The following is a 17987-nucleotide window of genomic DNA, read 5'->3' on the forward strand; positions in this document are numbered from 1 at the left end:
GGGATATCGTTGACCAATTCACTTTCGTTGACCTAAATCCATTGGGTCGCCAGCATTTTGTTGATCTCGCTTTTTATCGACGTCGGCAGGTCAGCCTCCCGAATTGCAAAGTATAGACTCAACCGAATGGGGGCCGAGATATCTCGCCAGATGCGCTTGGGTACCTGGACCCTGTTTTGCTCGGCCCATCTGCGCGCGTTGTAATCAGAATCTCTTTGGCCAAGTGGCGGTAAATACTCGATAGCAGGAATAGGACATCCGCGCGCGGCACTCATGACTCGGTCGGTCACTGCAGTGCCAGAAAAGTCCATGAGGAGCCTTTTCTGGATCGTTTTGAGATCGAACGGATAGGCACCACCATTAATATAGGACACAAGAGCATTTTGCATCTCATTGATGGTCTCGAATCTCAACGCGTCAGTTGGGCTGACCCCAGCGGCGTTTCCTGCATTTGGCGCAAAGCAGGGAACACCCAATGCCGCAGCTTGCGGATAGGCCGTACCTCCATCAAGCGGAAAGCTATCTACATAACAAGAAGCCGTTTTCAATATGTCTTCTACTTGCTTTGGTGGGAGGGGGCCGCATAGTTGGATTCGGCCCGGAAATGCGCCAGTGACTTCGCTCCACCAGGCATCTTTTGGGGATGGTCCGATCAGAACTACATCATTTTTGATCTGTGGCAAAAGCGTCTTAAGGAAATCGGGAAAGCTAAGACCTGGGGTTGGAGAAAACTTTCCACCACCTCCCATGGATACTATTGGGCCATGGCGAGATGCGGAATGGTCTGGTACCTGATAGTTCTCGTCGATTATCGGAATGCCCATGAAGCTTTGCGCCTGCGCAGTACGGCGTCCAAGAGTGGTCTTCCAGCCAGTCATGCAGATTTCAAGCACAACGTCAGCGGCGCCCGACCCCAAGCTAAAGACGTGATCCGCATGATTGACGAACAGAATTTTCTTACCCTGAGATCTAAGGATACGGGCGGCAAATGCTGCTGCACTGTCGTCAGGGTGAATATGCAGCAGAATAGTATCTGCCTTTTGCCCTGCAGCGACAATTGCGGCTGCACGGACAGCAGGTTTTCCTTTCAGCCTAGTAACAGTCCCTCCGAAATCGACAATATGGTTGCTTCTGCGAGGGTCGGTAACCAAGAGAGCCTGAGTCCCATGTTTTGAAAGGCCCTCGATCAATCTCCACAACAAGCGAGAGTGTCCACCCTGCTCATAAGTCTGTGTGGCAATGTGCAGGAAGTTGGTTTTTGGTAAACTTGGCTGTGATGATTTCAGAGGTCGATCTCGCCATCTTTCAAAGAAAGCAACTTCAAGGGGATCGTCCCCAAAATGCCCGGAAATATTGTCCCAATGCAAACGAGCATAGAGCCTTAACAGTGCTAAGCCATCATTCAGGTTGTTGCTTTGTAAGGCTGCGGAGCGCAATATGTTTGAGAAGGTTTTCAAGGACGTGAAGGATTGCGAATGCATTACGACAGGTCCAATTCGTACTGGTAGAAAAGTACACTGCGGGCACCGAACATTTCCTTTTGTCTCGCTAGTCCTGAGTTTAAAACCCGACCGCCATCTGTCGTGGATATGCCAAAGTTGAACCACGATTTATCAGCACAAACGGTCTCCAGAAGGTGCGAGATAATCAAGTCGAGTGCAGCAACACGCCGTCCATCTTCGGTGGTGGCCATGTATTGGACATGCACCACTGGGCCGCAGTCAAAAACGACAACTCCACCCTTAATATGTTCACCGTCCAGGGCAACAAATAGACGGATTTGGTCGGGAAAATGGCCGTGAAGCTGTTCAATTTCCTCTAAACTATGCGTAGGAGCTGCGCCATGTGCCTCAATTAGCCGTTCCGAGAGAATACGCCAAAACGCGCCGAAGTCGGTGCTTTCCTCAACTTGCAGACCAGTTTTGCGGGCCCGTGTGACCCCTTGGCGTTTGGATTTTGAGAATTTTGGAGATCGGCCAATTGCAATGGCTGACGACAGATCGCACCTGACCATCCGTGCGCCGTGTTGCACAAGAGCGTAGATGTCCTGCTCTGCCGGGTATTGGTGGAAAATATGAGGGATCGATTTGTAATGGAGATGTTTGAAGCCGTCTGCGCGTAGAGTGTTTATCAAAGCTGAAACAGTTTCGACCATCAATTCGGCGGACATGGCTTCTCCAAAAAGTAGCCCGCCATAGGTCAGGCCGCCATGTGAGTAGAGCGTGTCTTCAACGCGGTTTGCTGGTAACACGGCACAAATCTTGTCACCTGCTTCAATGATCATGGAGTAATCGTCGAAACGATCCGAATGATACTCCATGAATCTTCGGTCATGCAGAAAGGTTCCATTGCCTGACCCGTCAACAAAGGCATTCCAAGCTTCGGTGTCTTCTGCCTGAAATCGCCGCATTTTTAATTCTTTAGTCACGTTTTCCTACCACCTGCACCGCGCTATAGGGCAATTGAACTGAGTATCCCTTGTCGGTATCCCAGTATCAACAGTCCTTGGGCAATGACGCTCATGTTGTTTCACATTTTTGCCGGTGATGCGGCCCTAAATATGAAACTGTTTGCCGCTAAGGTTCTCGCGCTGTACTCAGGGAAAAGATAAAAGCGAGAACCACATAATGCCCCTGAACGACTGTCGGATTATTGAATTGCCCAAGATCGCTGATGCGCGAGGAAATTTGACTTTCGTAGAAGGCGGCAATCATATTCCGTTTGATATAAAACGCGTTTACTATCTCTATGATGTGCCCGGAGGAGCTGATCGTGGCGAGCATGGCCACAAGGCGCTGCACCAGTTTGTAATATGCATGTCTGGCAGTTTTGATCTCGTACTCGACGATGGATTTAATTCACGCCGTTTTCATCTGAACAGGTCTTATTTCGGAGTTTATGTCTGCCCGATGATGTGGCGGTATCTCGATAATTTTTCCTCAGGGTCGGTGTGTATGGTTATGGCATCTGCAAAATACGATGAGCAGGATTACATCCGGGAAAAGAGCGATTTCCTCAAGGCGGTGGGTGCATCTTGAAGGTTCCATTTCTAAACCTGCTTGCTGCCCATGCCGAACAGCAAGATCAGATCGAAAAGGCGCTGTTGCGAGTGGCTCGGGCGGGGTCCTACGTGTTGGGCCCTGAGCTGGAAGCGTTCGAGGAGGCTTTTGCAGCCTATGTCGGCAGCCCGCATTGTGCTGGTGTCGCGAATGGTTTGGACGCACTTCGATTGGGACTGATGTCCAAGGGCATTGGCCCTGGTGACGAAGTCATAGTGCCGAGCAATACCTATATAGCAACATGGCTGGCGGTCAGCCAATGCGGTGCTACCCCTGTACCTGTGGAGCCGTTGGTATCGACATATAACATAGACCCCGAAGCGGTACGCACTGCGATAACAAATCGGACCAAAGCTATAATACCAGTGCATCTTTATGGCCAACCGGCAGATATGGATACGTTGAATGCTATCGCACAAGAACATGACTTGTTTGTGCTGGAAGATGCAGCTCAGGCCCACGGTGCGCGTTACAAATCTCGTAGGATTGGGAGCTCGGGGACAGCGGCTTGGAGTTTTTACCCATCAAAGAACCTTGGCGCTTTGGGGGATGGTGGGGCGCTAACCACAGATGATTCCGAAATAGCCGATCGAACGCTTCTCCTGCGCAACTATGGTTCGATCGTCAAATACGAGAATGACGTGCAGGGATTGAACAGCCGTCTCGACCCGATCCAGGCCGCCGTTCTTCAGGTCAAGTTGACGGCACTGGATACAATGATCTCTCGGCGTCAGCACATTGCAAAGCGATATTCAGACGCTTTTTCCGCGGCTGGCCTGTGTATTCCTTTTGTACCAAGTTGGGCGGACCCCGTCTGGCACCTTTATGTGCTTCGTCATCATGACCGGGCTTCGTTCCAGAAGCGTCTGGCAGATAGCGGGGTTGGTACAGTTATTCACTATCCGATACCGCCCCACCTCCAGAAAGCATACGCAGATTTGGGTCTCTTACGCGGTAGTTTTCCCTTGGCAGAACAGTTTGCAGGTGAAGTAATCAGTCTTCCTATGTGCCCTGCCCAAACCGATGAACAGACGCATCATGTAATCGAAAGCGTCTTGAGGGTTGCATAAATTACTGCTCTGGCCGTCGCTGAGAATAGCAAGATACCGGTCCTATTTGTGTCGCGATGGCTGTTATTATTGATCCCGCAACGGCCACTCGCTCAAGTGGAGATGGTCGCGAGGCTTTAGTTTAGTGGCTGAAGTGGATCGACTTGTGAAAGAGTTGATCCCGAATGACGAAGAGAAAGAACCACGCTGTTGTAGGAGTTAGCGTTTCGAGCGGGTGCAGTTTTTAATCAATTGGTAGTTGGCTTGAACTCAACACGGTTCACCACTTTTCAATGGCTTAGGCGGAAACGCCTGAGCCTTTCTCATTTGACCATCAAAAATTCTGTTCTCCCTTTTTGTAGATGCTCTACATGCGCTGCCAAACAGTGCCGCCTATGGTTCCTGAATAAACCATTCAAACTGTGGTTGTTTGATAGTTGTGGATATTGGCTGCAATATGAGTCTAAGCTCGGATAGTGGTGCGTAATGCGACCCATTTTCAGAGGTTGCACGACACTTCTTACATCAGGGAGTACAATTATGAATAAGCAAACACGCCTTTTAATTGCCGGCTTTCTATCAAGTACCTTCATCACCGGGGCTGCATTTGCAGCAGGTGTTCACCCAACGACGGGTGAGGCATTGGCTGATGATCAAACTTTTACTTATCGCATTCTGGACGAACACAGCTCGGTTGATCCGCAAGTGGTCGAAGATGTTTCTGGTGCAGAAATTGTACGGGACCTGTTTGAGGGCCTGATGAACCAGGATCGAGACGGAAATCTGGTGCCGGGTGTGGCCACAGGGTTCACCACAAATGACACCAAAGATGTCTATACCTTTACACTGAGAGATACGGCCAAGTGGTCCAATGGTGACCCGGTAATTGCCAGTGATTTTGTTTTCGCTTGGAAACGCGCCGTCGATCCTGAATTGTCGTCGCCTTATGCTTGGTTCGTCCAGTTAATGTCGATCGAGAATGCGGGTGCGATCATAGCTGGGGAAACGGCAGTGGATGAGCTGGGCGTCAAAGCAATTGATGATCATACACTTGAAGTACGCCTGTCCGCACCTCTCCCATATTTTGCCCAGATGACCACACACGCCACAACGTTCCCGGCCCCTCAAAAGGTGATCGAGGCTCATGGCGATGCCTGGACGAAGCCTGAAAACATTGTCTCGAACGGTGCTTACGTTTTGACCGAGCATCTGCCTCAGGAACGGTCAGTACGTGAACGGAACACGATGTATTGGGACAATGAAAATACCATTGTGGACAAGGTTGTAGCGCTGGTCATCAACGACGAAAATGTTGCTCTGACACGCTATTTAGCGGGCGAGCTTGACCGGACTGAAGTGCCTGCTGGACAATTCCCGAGATTGCAAAAGGAACACCCGGCTGAAGCCATCAGCTTTCCACGCCTGTGCAACTACTATTACACGTTCAACCTGTCCGAAGACGGTCCAGAGGCATTCAAGGACCCACGCGTTCGCCAAGCGCTTTCCCTGGCTGTTGATCGCAAGATCATAACCGAAAAAATCCTCGCTGGTGGACAGCCTGAGGCCTATACCTTTGCCCCAGAGGCCACAGCTGGTTTTACCGTGCCGGAGGTCGAAATGTCCGCCATGACGCAGGCGGAGCGGGACTCTCTGGCTAAGGAACTCTTGGCCGAGGCTGGGTATGGCCCGGATAACCCACTGACTTTCAACATGATCTACAACACATCTGAATCGCACAAGAAGATCGCTGTTGCGTTGGGGCAGATGTGGAAACAGAAGTTAGGGGTACAAACCGACCTTGGTAACTTGGAGTGGAAGGTCTTCCTAGAAACACGTGGTAATCAAGATTTTGATCTGGCGCGTGGGGCTTGGTGTGGCGACTATAATGAGGCATCGACCTTCCTTGATCTGCTGCAATCCGACTCCGGATACAATGATGGTAAATTCCAAAACACCCGCGTTGATGAACTGTTGGCATCGGCCAAGATCGCAAGTGATACCACCAAGATCTATACTGAAGTCGAACAGATTCTTGCGCAAGAATCGCCGATTATTCCGATCTATCACTATGCAGGCGTTTATATGATGGACAGCGATGTCGGAAACTGGCCAGTCGATAACGTCGAGCAGAACTGGTACTCAAAGAACCTCTACAAAATTGCAGAATGATCGCGTGATCTTCTAACGCCGCCCTGCCCCTGATCTTGGGGGCGGGGCTTCCGTTCTGACTGAGGTCTCGAATGATCGCCTATATTATCCGGCGTCTCCTTGTCGCCATCCCGACTATACTTGTTTTAATCATAGCATCTTTCTTTTTGATGCACTTTGCGCCGGGTGGTCCGTTCACCTCAGAGCGTCCGCTGCCACCACAGGTGCTTGCCAATATCGAAGCACGATATGGTTTAGATCAACCGTTGTGGAAGCAGCTGTATGATTATCTCTTCAACATTATCTTTCACTTTGATTTTGGCCCGTCCTTCAAGTTCAAAGATCGCGATGTAAATGACATCATTGCGCAGGGCTTTCCGATCTCGCTCACTTATGGTGCTCTATCGTTTCTCGCAGCTTCCGTTGTTGGGATTTCCTTAGGGATTGCCGCAGCCATTCGCCACAATACATGGATCGACTACGTTGCTGTGGGGCTGGGTATCGCCGCGCAGGCGTTGCCAAATTTCATTATGGGGCCAATCCTCATCCTGACGTTTACCCTGTGGCTTGGTTTGTTACCGGGCGGAGGTTGGAATGGGGGGCAGTGGCAATACCTGATCATGCCGGTGATTGCGCTTTCAACATCCTACATGGGATCGATTGCCCGTATCACCCGCAGTTCAATGCTTGAGGTGCTGAATTCGAACTTCATTCGCACCGCACGGGCCAAAGGACTGCCAACTCGCAGTGTAATCTGGCGGCATGCTTTGAAGCCAACCTTGTTGCCTGTGGTGTCATACCTTGGGCCGGTTTTTGTTTACGTTCTGACCGGATCGGTCTTTGTAGACATCTATTTTTCCACCGGCGGATTGGGGCAGGCTTACGTCGGCTCAGCCCTGTCGCGTGATTACGCGGTGCTATTGGGAGTAACGATCCTGTACGGCACCCTTACCGTAGTTGTGAACCTTTTGACCGACCTGGCTTATGCCTGGTTCGATCCCAAGATCAGATATTAAGGGGCGCAACATGTTTGGAAGCTCTCAAAAAACCGCCCGACTGGCCGAAGAGGTCACTGATTTCACAGCTGTTCAGGGGCGTTCGCTCTGGCAGGATGCGCGCACGCGCTTTGTGCAAAATCGGGCTGCGCGTATCTGCGTCTTAATCCTAGCCCTGATCGTCGTCTTCACTATCGTTGGACCTTACTTCGCGCAGTGGAACAATGAAGAAATCGACTGGGACATCATGGGGAGCGCTGCAGAGCGGGGAATGCCATCTTTTGCGACGGGGCACTATTTTGGTGTCGATGACTTGGGACGGGATCTTTACAGTCGAGTCATTCAGGCAACCACAACTTCCTTGTTAGTCGGGCTGGTTGGCGCTGCAATGGCGCTGTTCGTTGGCACGATTTACGGGATCATTTCTGGTTTTGTGGGTGGCCGTGCCGACAACATCATGATGCGTATTGTGGACATACTGATGGCGATCCCCACTGTCCTAGTCATTATTTTATTGCTGGTGGTCGCTGGCCGCTCCTTCTTTATGCTGTTCATCGCCCTTGGTGCGGTCAGTTGGCTCAGCATGGCTCGGATCGTACGGGGGCAAACACTCGCCTTGAAGCACCGTGAATTCATCGAAGCTGCACGTGCCTCTGGTGTCAGTGAGATCACCATCATGTATCGACATATTCTACCGAATTTGTTGGGTGTAGTGATCGTCTATGCCTCGTTGTTGGTGCCCGAAATGATTCTGGCGGAGAGTTTCATCTCCTTCCTCGGTTTGGGGGTTTCGGAACCCTATACCTCGCTGGGCAGTCTGATTTCCGAAGGCGCAGGCACGATGGCTTATGGCACATTGTGGCAACTGGCCTTTCCTCTTTTCTTTTACGTTACCATTATTATCACCATGTTTTTCATCGGTGATGGCTTGCGTGACGCGCTTGACCCCAAGGACCGCTGATTATGAGCCTGCTAAGTGTAAAAGACCTCAGCGTTGAATTTTCCACCCCAGATGGGGCCGTGGCCGCAGTCAAAGGGATTTCCTTTGATATCCAGCCAGGTGAATGTTTAGGCATCGTGGGCGAAAGTGGATCAGGTAAAAGTCAAACTTTTATGGCGGCAATGGGACTGCTGCCGCCAAATGGCCGGGCGAGTGGTTCTGTTTTGTTAAATGGCAGCGAGATCCTTAATTTGGCCATCCCGGAATTGAATCACATACGTGGCAGTGATGTTGGCATGATTTTTCAGGATCCCCTAACCGCGCTGACGCCTCATCTTCGTGTCGGCGATCAAATGCGAGAAGTTCTGCAGGTTCACGAGGGGATTGTCGGCAGGGAGGCCCGGCAACGTTGCCTCGAGTGGCTGGACCGGGTTCGGATTCCCGAAGCTGCGCGTCGATTGGATCAGTTTCCGCACGAATTGTCTGGAGGTATGCGCCAACGGGTTATGATCGCCATGTCTATGCTGTGTAATCCGAAACTGTTGATTGCTGATGAACCTACAACGGCGCTGGATGTGACCGTGCAGGCAGAGATACTCGACCTTATGGCTGGGCTGCAAAAAGAGCAGGGCACTGCAATTGCACTGATCACGCATGACATGGGAGTGGTTGCCCGGATGTGTGATCGTATCCAGGTCATGCGACAGGGCGAGTTTGTCGAAGATGGCGATGTTCGTGAGATCTTTCACGCCCCCAAACATGCCTATACGCGTGCGTTGCTAGAAGCGATGCCCCGCATTGATGCAGCTGACGCGCCACAGATGTTCGAAGCCAAAGCTGAACCAATCCTGCGGGTTGATGATGTTAAAGTTCATTTCCAGATGAAAATGTCAGGAGGGTTATTTGGTCGCTATGTCCCGCTCAAGGCAGTGGATGGCGTCAGTTTTGATATCCGTCAGGGTGAAACTCTTGGTGTGGTGGGTGAGAGTGGCTGTGGGAAATCCACTCTGGCACGTGCAGTTTTGCAACTGATAGAACCTACCGGCGGCGGTGTGAGTTGGTTGGGTCAGCCAATTGTGGGCTTGAAGCGGTCCGAACTGAACAAGTACCGGAAAAACCTACAAATTGTTTTCCAAGACCCTCTGGCCAGCTTGGATCCGAGGATGACGATTTCTGCGTCTATTGCTGAGCCGCTCCTTACTTATCGACCCGACCTGACCACGCGTGAGCGAAAAGAGCACGTGGCGGCAATGATGGAAAAGGTAGGGTTGGAGCGGCATCTGTTTAACCGTTACCCACACGAACTGTCAGGGGGGCAGAACCAAAGAGTTGGTATTGCTCGGGCCATGATCAACCGGCCCAAATTGATCATCTGCGACGAGGCGGTATCGGCGTTGGATGTGTCTATTCAGGCGCAGATTATTCAGCTTCTACGTGATTTGCAGGCTGAATTTGGTCTTGCAATGATTTTCATCAGTCATGATCTATCGGTGGTGCGGGCGATTTCTAACAGGATTATGGTGCTGTACTTGGGACGCGTAGTTGAACTGGCAGATGGTGAAACGATTTGTTCGCAACCCCTACATCCCTATACTAAATCTTTGATTTCGGCAGTGCCAATTCCGGACCCGGATATTGAGCGGTCTCGAAACCGCCTTAAAATACCAGGCGAGCTACCATCTCCTTTAGATCCGTCTGCTGCACTTCGGTTTTTGCCCAGCCGACTGAATACTGGGGAAATCGGATATATTCCCAAGCTGCAGGAGATAAACCCAGCTCATTTTGTTGCTGAACATGATCCATTGGATGTGATTATGACTGACTAGAGTTTACCTGCGCGGATGAACAAGGGTGCAGGCCATTGGTTGTCATGTTATGAATTCCATAAGCCACCGTGGTGAGGAGCGCGATCAATGGTAAATTCTCTATTTCAACTACCTGAAGTACCTTTGGTGCCGGTAAGAAATGAAGAGGCGGGGTACCCAGTTGCGCGAATTTTTTGCGTAGGACGAAATTATGCCGCTCATGCCGCAGAGATGGGAGTTGAAGTAGACCGCGAGGCACCGTTCTACTTTACAAAGTCACCAGCCAACATGGTTCTAAGCGGAGCGGAGACCCCTTATCCACTTGGTACCGACAATTTCCACTATGAAATGGAACTGGCGCTGGCCATTGGCGCGCCGTTGTTTCGTGCCACTTCCGAGCAGGCGCGCGCCGCGATTTATGGGTATGGCTGCGCATTGGACATGACCCGACGTGATTTGCAAATTCGAGAGAGGCAAAAACAACGACCGTGGGATCTCGGCAAGGATGTCGAAAACGGCACAGTTATGGCGCCGTTGACCCGCGCCAAGGAATGGGGCTCTCCTGATGCGCAGCGGATATGTCTGAACGTCAACGGCGAGATCCGTCAGGATGCGACATTGGCCGAACTGGTCTGGTCGGTCGAAGAGATCCTTTGTCATTTATCGCAGTTCTATCACCTACGCCCCGGCGATCTGGTCCTCACCGGCACTCCGGCGGGTGTTGGCCCAGTTGTCGCCGGTGATATCATTGAGGGTGGGATCGATGGGCTTGACCCTATTTCCCTTAGTTTGACGGATTTGAGATGATGCTTGAAATATTGTTTGCTTGTCGCGAAGTTTCCGGAAACTTTGTTGATTGGAAAATGCATGTTCATGGTTGATAGTTACAAATGCGCCTAATAGCTGGTGTGTAACCGGTTTGTTTTATGAACCAGACATAGGTGGCGGCAGCTCTGTTGAGCAGGTACGCGGTCACTGGGAGAAAGAAACGAGAATAATTTGGCATTATATTGCAAACTTCAAAAATGAAGGCATTATATTGCGTGATAACGGTCCTAGGGAGGAATCACATGACCACTCGGAGAAAGCTACTCGGCGCCTTTGGTGCTGCAGCCATCATGGCGATGGGCGCATCATCAGCAATGGCGCAGGAAGTTACTTTGAAACTGCACCAGTTTCTGCCTGCACAGGCCAATGTGCCAAAACTGATCCTGGATGTCTGGGCGGATAAGATCGAAGAAGCGTCCGAAGGCCGCATCAAGATCGACCGTTATCCATCCATGCAGCTGGGTGGTAAGCCGCCAGAGCTGATGGATCAGGCTATTGATGGTGTTGCAGACATTGTTTGGACTGTGGTTGGCTACACACCAGGCCGCTATCCGTCGACAGAAGTGTTCGAACTTCCATTTATGATGACCGACGCCCGTGCCGTGTCGCGTGCCTATTGGGAAATGTTCGAAACCCATATGAAAGACACCGAGTTCAAGGATCTTAAAATCCTCGGTACTTGGGTTCACGGCCCTGGTATGATCCACACTTCAGATCCGGTGGAAACACCTGATGATCTGCGTGGCATGAAAATCCGCGGTGGTTCGCGCTCGGTCAACTCACTACTGACCGAACTTGGCGCAACGCCAGTTGGTATGCCAGTTCCTGCTGTACCTGAGGGCCTGTCCAAAGGTGTGATCGACGGTACAACTATCCCTTGGGAAGTCACCGCAGCACTGAAAGTTCCAGAACTGGTCACAAACCACACCGAATTCACTGGTAAGGCACTCTATACGCTGACTTTCGTTCTGGCGATGAACAAGCCCAAGTTTGATAGTCTGCCTGCTGATCTGCAGCAGATCATCGATGACAACTCGGGCTTGGAATTCTCAGTGTTCGCCGGTGGTACGCAGGCCGATTCTGATGGTCCTTCGCGTGAAATGGCACTGGACATGGGCAACAATGTCATCACCCTGGATGCAGAGCAAACTGCCGAATGGCGTGTGCGCGCTCAGCCTATCTATGACAAATGGCTGGCTGACATGACTGAAAAAGGTATCGACGGTCAGGCGTTGATCGACGAAGCAACCATGCTGATCGAGAAGTACTCGAAGTAAGTCTGGTACTCATCAAAGGGCCGCGGCGATGACTTCGCCGCGGCCTTACTTGTGACGCGAAAGGAATGCGTAACTATGCACAAGTTCATGCTAAAGCTAGCCAGGTTCATGGCTGCTACCGGTGGGTTTGTCCTCACTCTCTTGATTCTACTCACCTGCCTTTCGATTTCCGGCCGCCTGCTAAATGGATTTTTCCATGGTAATTTAATGCAGGGCATGGCGCCCGAATTTGCTGAGTGGATGATCGCGATTGGTGTTGGTCCAATCAATGGAGATTTTGAACTGGTCGAAGCAGGTGTAGCTTTTGCTATCTTCGCTTTCTTGCCGCTTTGTCAAATCACCTCAGGGCACGCATCAGTTGATATTCTGGCAAATAGTTTTTCGGCTCGCGTGAATAGATTTTTGCGCATGGTGACCGAAATTGTTTTTGCTGGAGTTTTGGTTCTCATCGCTTGGCGTCTTGAAGCTGGGATGATTAGCAAACTGAATAATGGTGAAACTTCGTTCCTACTCGAATTCCCTGTCTGGTGGGCCTATGCCGCCAGTCTGGTTGCCGCAGTGGTTGCTGCCATAGTTGGCCTATACATGGGTGCAATTCGCACCTTCGAATTTCTTACCGGCCGCATCCTGATCTGGGACGGCGTGGAGACTGAACAGTGACTGCTCTTGAAATCGGAATTGCCTCTTTCCCGCTCCTGATGGTGCTGATCTTTCTGCGTGTCCCCATTGGCCTGTCGATGTTTCTTGTTGGTCTGGGTGGGCTGATGATCGTCACAGACGGTACGCTTGTGGCGTTTGGTCGCCTTAAAAACGAGACCTATTCGACGTTTTCCTCTTATTCCCTGACCATCGTGCCGATGTTCTTGTTGATGGGGCACTTTGCGACACTCGGCGGTATGTCCAGCGCCTTGTTTAAGGCGGCTGAGGGGTTTCTTGGCCACCGCAAAGGTGGTGTCGCGATGGCAGCCATTGGTGCCTGTGCTGGTTTCGGCGCGATTTGCGGTAGTTCGCTGGCCACTGCCGCCACTATGGGGCGCGTGGCGCTGCCGGAGCTAAAGCAATATGGTTATGCAGGCGGATTTTCAGCGGCTACTTTGGCTGCTGGCGGCACTCTTGGTATCTTGATTCCACCCTCGGTGGTGCTGGTGATCTACGCTATTCTGACCGAGCAAAACATTGCCAAACTGTTCCTTGCGGCCTTTATTCCCGGTTTGCTGGCAGCATTCGGCTACGTGATTGTTATCTCTATTTATGTTCGCTTGTTTCCTGAATCTGCAGGAACACGACCAGCAGTTCCCTGGGGCGAACGCTTTGCGGCGCTGTTCAAGGTTTGGCCAGTGTTGATGGTGTTTGGTCTGGTCGTTGGAGGTATTTACTTGGGTTGGTTTACCCCGACCGAAGGTGCTGCGGTGGGGGCCTTTGGCACCGGGTTGATTGCCTGGCTGAATGGCGGCCTGAATCGTGAGAGTTTGACTGATAGCTTTATGGTCACGGCTCGCTCAACTGCGATGATCTTTTTCATCGTGCTGGGTGCGGGCTTTTACAATGGTTTTCTGGCTCTAACCAAGGTGCCACAAGAACTGGCTGATTTTGTTGTCAGTCAGGGCCTTAGCCCCTGGATGGTACTCACGCTGATCCTGGTGTTCTATTTGCTGTTTGGCTGTCTAATGGACAGTCTCAGTATGATTCTTCTGACCATCCCAATCTTCTTTCCGGTGATCTCAGCAATGGACTTTAACATGGTCTCGCTTCCTGCCATGCAGGCGAGCGCAGCAATGGAAGTGCTAAATGCCGGGGTGCCCGACGGCATGGCGGATGGTATGCTTGCCTCGATACAGGAAGCTATTGCTGGCGGAGTAGAGCTGACCCGCGACCAGATGAAAGAGCTGGGCATTCGGGTGACTGAAGGCATGGCAAACCGGATTGAGGCAGAATACGTTGCCATCTGGTTTGGTATTCTGGTTCTGATCGTGGTTGAGGTTGGCTTGATTACTCCACCAGTTGGGATGAACCTGTTCATTATCAACGCGATGGACCGTAAGACCAAGATGATCGATACTTACAAGGCGGTGATGTTCTTTGTCGCCTCAGACTTGATCCGGGTGGTCATACTGGTGCTGTTCCCAGTCATTACGTTGCTGCCACTCATGTTGATGCACTGACCGGATAGACTACAGTCTCCAATCCGCAATGAGTAATCGGTGATTGCACGTTGCGGATTGGTCATGCTTTCGACTTTCTATTGGCAAGATGAACTTGGAGCGGCCCGGCTTGGTGTTTGCTCACAGCATTTATGGGCCGTTGTTTTCGACAGTTCATCAGCAGCTAAGCGTGTTCGTGTGAACTTGTGATGCATTATTATGCATGAAAATTGCGCAATATGTTGCATATCTCTGAGGCGGGTGCATTATGGCCCTTCGAATGCGTATCATCGGGGAGGGTGGTACATTGCCGGAGACTTGATCCGGCCGTCGTAGAGGGAGAATTACAAATGACAGCCAGCTCAAATGCAGCCAGCTACTTCGTTGACCGCCACCGTCAGGAACGCCCAAACAAAATTGCCTTTCGTGAGGCTGCTGGCAAGCAGCGCAGTTTAAGTTATGGTCAGTTAGCCAAAGACAGTGACTTGATCGCCGGGGCATTGCGTAGTGCAGGTATTGCGCGTGAAGCGCGCGTAGCCATGCTGGTGCTGGACACGATCGAGTTTCCACAGATTTTTTGGGGCGCGCTCAAGTCAGGTGTGGTACCGGTGCCCCTTAACACCCTGCTTGCAACACCGGTGTACGAAGCCATTTTGCGTGACAGTCGCGCCAGTGCTTTGTTTGTCAGTGTAGAGCTATGGCCCGTGGTAAAGGCCGCTGCGCAGATCGTACCTGAATTGAAGCAGATTGTGGTCGTAGGTGGCGAAGCACCCGATGGCACCATTGGCATGGCCGAATTCATGGCGGATGTAGACCCGTTGCAGGCGGTAACCTGCTCTGCGGATGAAACAGCGTTCTGGCTTTACTCTTCGGGTTCGACTGGACTGCCCAAAGGCGTCAGGCACGTGCATGGGGCGCTGCGGGCTACTGCAGAGACATATGGCGCGCAAGTGCTTCAAATTCGTGAGACTGACGTGGTGTTTTCAGTCGCCAAACTATTTTTTGCCTACGGTCTGGGCAATGCAATGACATTCCCAATGGCAGTGGGCGCGACAACGATCCTGTTCCCTGACCGCCCAACGCCTGATGTGGTGTTGGATATCCTGAAAAGCGAGCAGCCAACAATATTTTGCGGTGTGCCAACACTCTATGCGGCTACATTGGCGAAACTCGAAGTGGGAGCCAAACCAGATGCGCCTCTAAGGTGCTGTATTTCAGCTGGTGAAGCGCTGCCCAAAGATGTTGGGCGAAAATGGCGAGATCTCTGGGGCGTTGATATCCTCGATGGCGTTGGGTCCACTGAGATGCTGCATATCTTTCTCTCTAACGCACCGGGAGACGTGACCTATGGAACCTCGGGTGTTGCAGTGCCTGGATATCAGTTGCGCCTGGCAGATGAGGCCGGTGATGAGGTTGCGCAGGGCGAGATTGGTGAGTTGTTGGTACGTGGGGACTCGGCGGCAGAGGGATACTGGAACCAGCGAGACAAAAGTCGGGCAACATTTGAGGGTGAATGGACCCGCACCGGCGATAGATACGAACGTGACGCACAGGGGCGTTACATCTACTGCGGTCGCACGGATGATATGTTCAAGGTTTCGGGCATCTGGCTATCGCCATTTGAAGTCGAACAGGCTCTGGTCTCGCACCCATCGGTGTTGGAGGCAGCTGTTGTTGCAGTTCGCGATGGGGAAGGTCTGGAAAAACCAAAAGCACATATTGTGTTGAAGGAAGGTGATGCCAGTCCCGAGTTGGCAGCCGAGCTGAAAGCCTTTGTCAAAGAGAAGATCGGCAAGTGGAAGTACCCCCGTTGGGTAGAGTTCACGGAAGACTTACCTAAAACGGCCACAGGCAAAATCCAAAGATTCAAACTCCGCGAGAAGGACGAAGGAGGTAGGTTGTGAACTCCAATTGTTCAATTTGTGCATTATATTGCGCGAGTTGAGCGGAAAGCGATGTTCATCCAATCAGGTTGAGTGAAGTAATTCTGCACTATCATGCATAAAATACTTTGCGAGCATCTTTGAAGTGCGATATGCTGCATTCAAGGCCGGTATAAGGAACGCGCGTGATGACACAGATAATTGACTTTCAAACTGACCCGTCAAACTACCGCCACTGGCGGGTGAGCTATGACGGTGAAGTCGCCAACCTGTTCATGGATGTAGATGAAGACGGTGGGTTGTTTGAGGGCTACCAGCTCAAGCTGAACTCTTATGATCTGGGCGTTGATATAGAGCTAGCCGATGTGGTGCAGCGGATGCGGTTCGAGCACCCGGAAATCAAAGTGGTGGTGATGCAATCGGCTAAGGAGAAAGTGTTCTGCGCTGGGGCCAACATTCGTATGTTGGGTGGTGCTAGTCATGCGCACAAGGTGAATTTCTGTAAGTTTACCAATGAAACCCGCAATACATTCGAAGCTGCCGAAGCGGATTCGGGGCAGATGTACATGGCAGCAATCAAAGGTGCCTGCGCCGGAGGTGGCTACGAACTCGCGCTTGCCTGCAATTACATCATGCTGACCAACGACAGCGCATCCTCGGTCGCTCTGCCCGAGGTGCCGTTGCTGGCGGTGTTGCCTGGCACTGGAGGTCTGACACGGGTGACGGATAAGCGCAAAGTGCGCCGCGATCTTGCGGATGTGTTCTGCTCGATTGAAGAAGGTGTCAAAGGCCAGCGCGCGGTAGATTGGAAACTGGTCGACGAAGTGGTTGCCAATTCCAAATTTGACGCAGCGGTCACTGATCGCGCGGCAGAGCTTGCTGCGGCCAGTTCTAAGTCACCGGGTTTGACAGGCATCGAACTAACACCGCTGAACCGCCGCTTTGGTGACGATGGTTCAGTGACCTATTCTACGGTAGAGGTCGATATTGATCGTAAAAATGGTCGTGCCAATATCACCCTGAAGGGGCCTGACGGCGCTGCTCCGGCTGATATGGCCGTCTTGCAGGCGCAGGGAGCTGAAGCCTACATGTTGCGGCTGGCTCGTGAATTCGATGATGCCCTGTTGCATCTGCGATTGAACGAACGTGAAATCGGTCTGGTTGTGTTTCGCACCCAGGGCGACCGTGAAGTTTTGCTGGCCCATGAAGAACTGTTGTTGTCCAACAGTGACCACTGGCTGGCGAACGAGATCCTGAAATATTGGAAGCGGGTGTTGAAGCGGGTCGATATGACGTCTCGTTCAATGGTGGCACTGGTCGAACATGGATCGTGCTTTGCCGGAGTGTTGGCTGAACTGCTGTGGTCAGTCGACCGCAGCTACATGATGCTAGAAGAGTTCGAAGGCGACAACCGGGCTCTTGCCACCATAACTCTTAGTGAGTCGAACTTTGGTTGCTACCCAATGGGGAATGGTCTGACCCGCCTGCAAACCCGTTTCTTGGGTGATCCGGAAAACGTTGACGTGCTGAAAGGGCAAATCGGCGAGCCATTGGATGCTGACGCCTCTGATGACTGTGGTCTGATCACCTATGCCTTTGACGACATCGACTGGGAAGACGAAGTGCGGATCTTCATGGAAGAACGTGCCAGCTTCTCGCCCGATGCGATGACAGGCATGGAGGCCAACCTGCGCTTCGCAGGTCCGGAAACCATGGAAACCCGTATCTTTGGTCGCCTCACCGCCTGGCAGAACTGGATCTTCCAGCGTCCCAACGCAGTAGGACCTGAGGGCGCGTTGCAGCGCTACGGAACAGGCAAGCGCGGCGAATACAACATGGAACGTGTCTGACACACAACGGTG

General features: G+C 51.8%; 14 protein-coding genes. 12 read left to right on the forward strand and 2 right to left on the reverse strand.

The window, feature by feature from the left end; translation table 11 throughout:
• Positions 1 to 32 precede the first annotated feature (32 nt).
• Together FEE96_RS09675 and FEE96_RS09680 are read right to left on the reverse strand one after the other, a co-directional pair.
• Positions 33 to 1481 (reverse strand): hypothetical protein, encoded by a 1449-nt coding sequence (locus tag FEE96_RS09675; RefSeq protein WP_138162829.1) that lies wholly within the window; start codon positions 1479 to 1481, stop codon positions 33 to 35.
• On the reverse strand, positions 1481 to 2410 hold the full coding sequence (locus FEE96_RS09680; protein ID WP_138162830.1) for a GNAT family N-acetyltransferase: 930 nt from the start codon (positions 2408 to 2410) through the stop codon (positions 1481 to 1483). Before FEE96_RS09680 ends, FEE96_RS09675 begins: the two co-directional genes overlap by 1 nt.
• Positions 2411 to 2627: 217 nt before the next feature.
• On the opposite strand from FEE96_RS09680, the gene FEE96_RS09685 reads away from it, so the two are divergent.
• From FEE96_RS09685 to boxC, 12 genes are all read left to right on the forward strand, one after another.
• Entirely contained in the window at positions 2628 to 3038 is a 411-nt protein-coding gene (locus FEE96_RS09685) for a sugar 3,4-ketoisomerase (RefSeq protein WP_138162831.1), read from the forward strand.
• Complete coding sequence (locus FEE96_RS09690) at positions 3035 to 4129, forward strand: DegT/DnrJ/EryC1/StrS family aminotransferase (RefSeq protein WP_171021664.1); 1095 nt, start codon at positions 3035 to 3037, stop codon at positions 4127 to 4129. The genes FEE96_RS09685 and FEE96_RS09690 overlap by 4 nt, the downstream gene beginning before the upstream one ends.
• 519 nt (positions 4130 to 4648) lie before the next feature.
• Positions 4649 to 6277 (forward strand): peptide ABC transporter substrate-binding protein, encoded by a 1629-nt coding sequence (locus FEE96_RS09695; RefSeq protein WP_138162833.1) that lies wholly within the window; start codon positions 4649 to 4651, stop codon positions 6275 to 6277.
• A 71-nt stretch (positions 6278 to 6348) separates the two neighbouring features.
• Positions 6349 to 7272: an oligopeptide ABC transporter permease OppB gene (oppB, locus tag FEE96_RS09700; RefSeq protein ID WP_138162834.1), complete on the forward strand. Its 924-nt coding sequence runs from the start codon at positions 6349 to 6351 to the stop codon at positions 7270 to 7272.
• A 10-nt stretch (positions 7273 to 7282) separates the two neighbouring features.
• Positions 7283 to 8212 carry an ABC transporter permease subunit gene (locus FEE96_RS09705; RefSeq protein WP_138162835.1) on the forward strand — a complete coding sequence of 310 codons (930 nt, stop codon included), beginning with the start codon at positions 7283 to 7285 and terminating at the stop codon, positions 8210 to 8212.
• Between the two features lie 2 nt (positions 8213 to 8214).
• The gene (locus FEE96_RS09710; RefSeq protein ID WP_138162836.1) at positions 8215 to 10017 is read left to right on the forward strand and encodes an ABC transporter ATP-binding protein; all 1803 of its coding nucleotides are present in this window, start codon (positions 8215 to 8217) and stop codon (positions 10015 to 10017) included.
• An 87-nt stretch (positions 10018 to 10104) separates the two neighbouring features.
• Positions 10105 to 10803: a fumarylacetoacetate hydrolase family protein gene (locus FEE96_RS09715; protein WP_138162837.1), complete on the forward strand. Its 699-nt coding sequence runs from the start codon at positions 10105 to 10107 to the stop codon at positions 10801 to 10803.
• 263 nt (positions 10804 to 11066) lie between these two features.
• Positions 11067 to 12101 carry a TRAP transporter substrate-binding protein gene (locus tag FEE96_RS09720; protein WP_138162838.1) on the forward strand — a complete coding sequence of 345 codons (1035 nt, stop codon included), beginning with the start codon at positions 11067 to 11069 and terminating at the stop codon, positions 12099 to 12101.
• A 75-nt stretch (positions 12102 to 12176) separates the two neighbouring features.
• Positions 12177 to 12761 carry a TRAP transporter small permease gene (locus FEE96_RS09725; protein WP_138162839.1) on the forward strand — a complete coding sequence of 195 codons (585 nt, stop codon included), beginning with the start codon at positions 12177 to 12179 and terminating at the stop codon, positions 12759 to 12761.
• The gene (locus tag FEE96_RS09730; RefSeq protein WP_138162840.1) at positions 12758 to 14263 is read left to right on the forward strand and encodes a TRAP transporter large permease; all 1506 of its coding nucleotides are present in this window, start codon (positions 12758 to 12760) and stop codon (positions 14261 to 14263) included. The genes FEE96_RS09725 and FEE96_RS09730 overlap by 4 nt, the downstream gene beginning before the upstream one ends.
• A gap of 329 nt (positions 14264 to 14592) precedes the next feature.
• Entirely contained in the window at positions 14593 to 16146 is a 1554-nt protein-coding gene (locus tag FEE96_RS09735; protein WP_138162841.1) for a benzoate-CoA ligase family protein, read from the forward strand.
• A gap of 167 nt (positions 16147 to 16313) precedes the next feature.
• Positions 16314 to 17975, forward strand: a complete 1662-nt coding sequence (boxC, locus tag FEE96_RS09740; RefSeq protein WP_138162842.1) for a 2,3-epoxybenzoyl-CoA dihydrolase — start codon at positions 16314 to 16316, stop codon at positions 17973 to 17975.
• Positions 17976 to 17987: the final 12 nt, after the last annotated feature.

Source organism: Parasedimentitalea maritima (genome assembly GCF_005771405.1).
Lineage (GTDB): Bacteria > Pseudomonadota > Alphaproteobacteria > Rhodobacterales > Rhodobacteraceae > Parasedimentitalea > Parasedimentitalea maritima.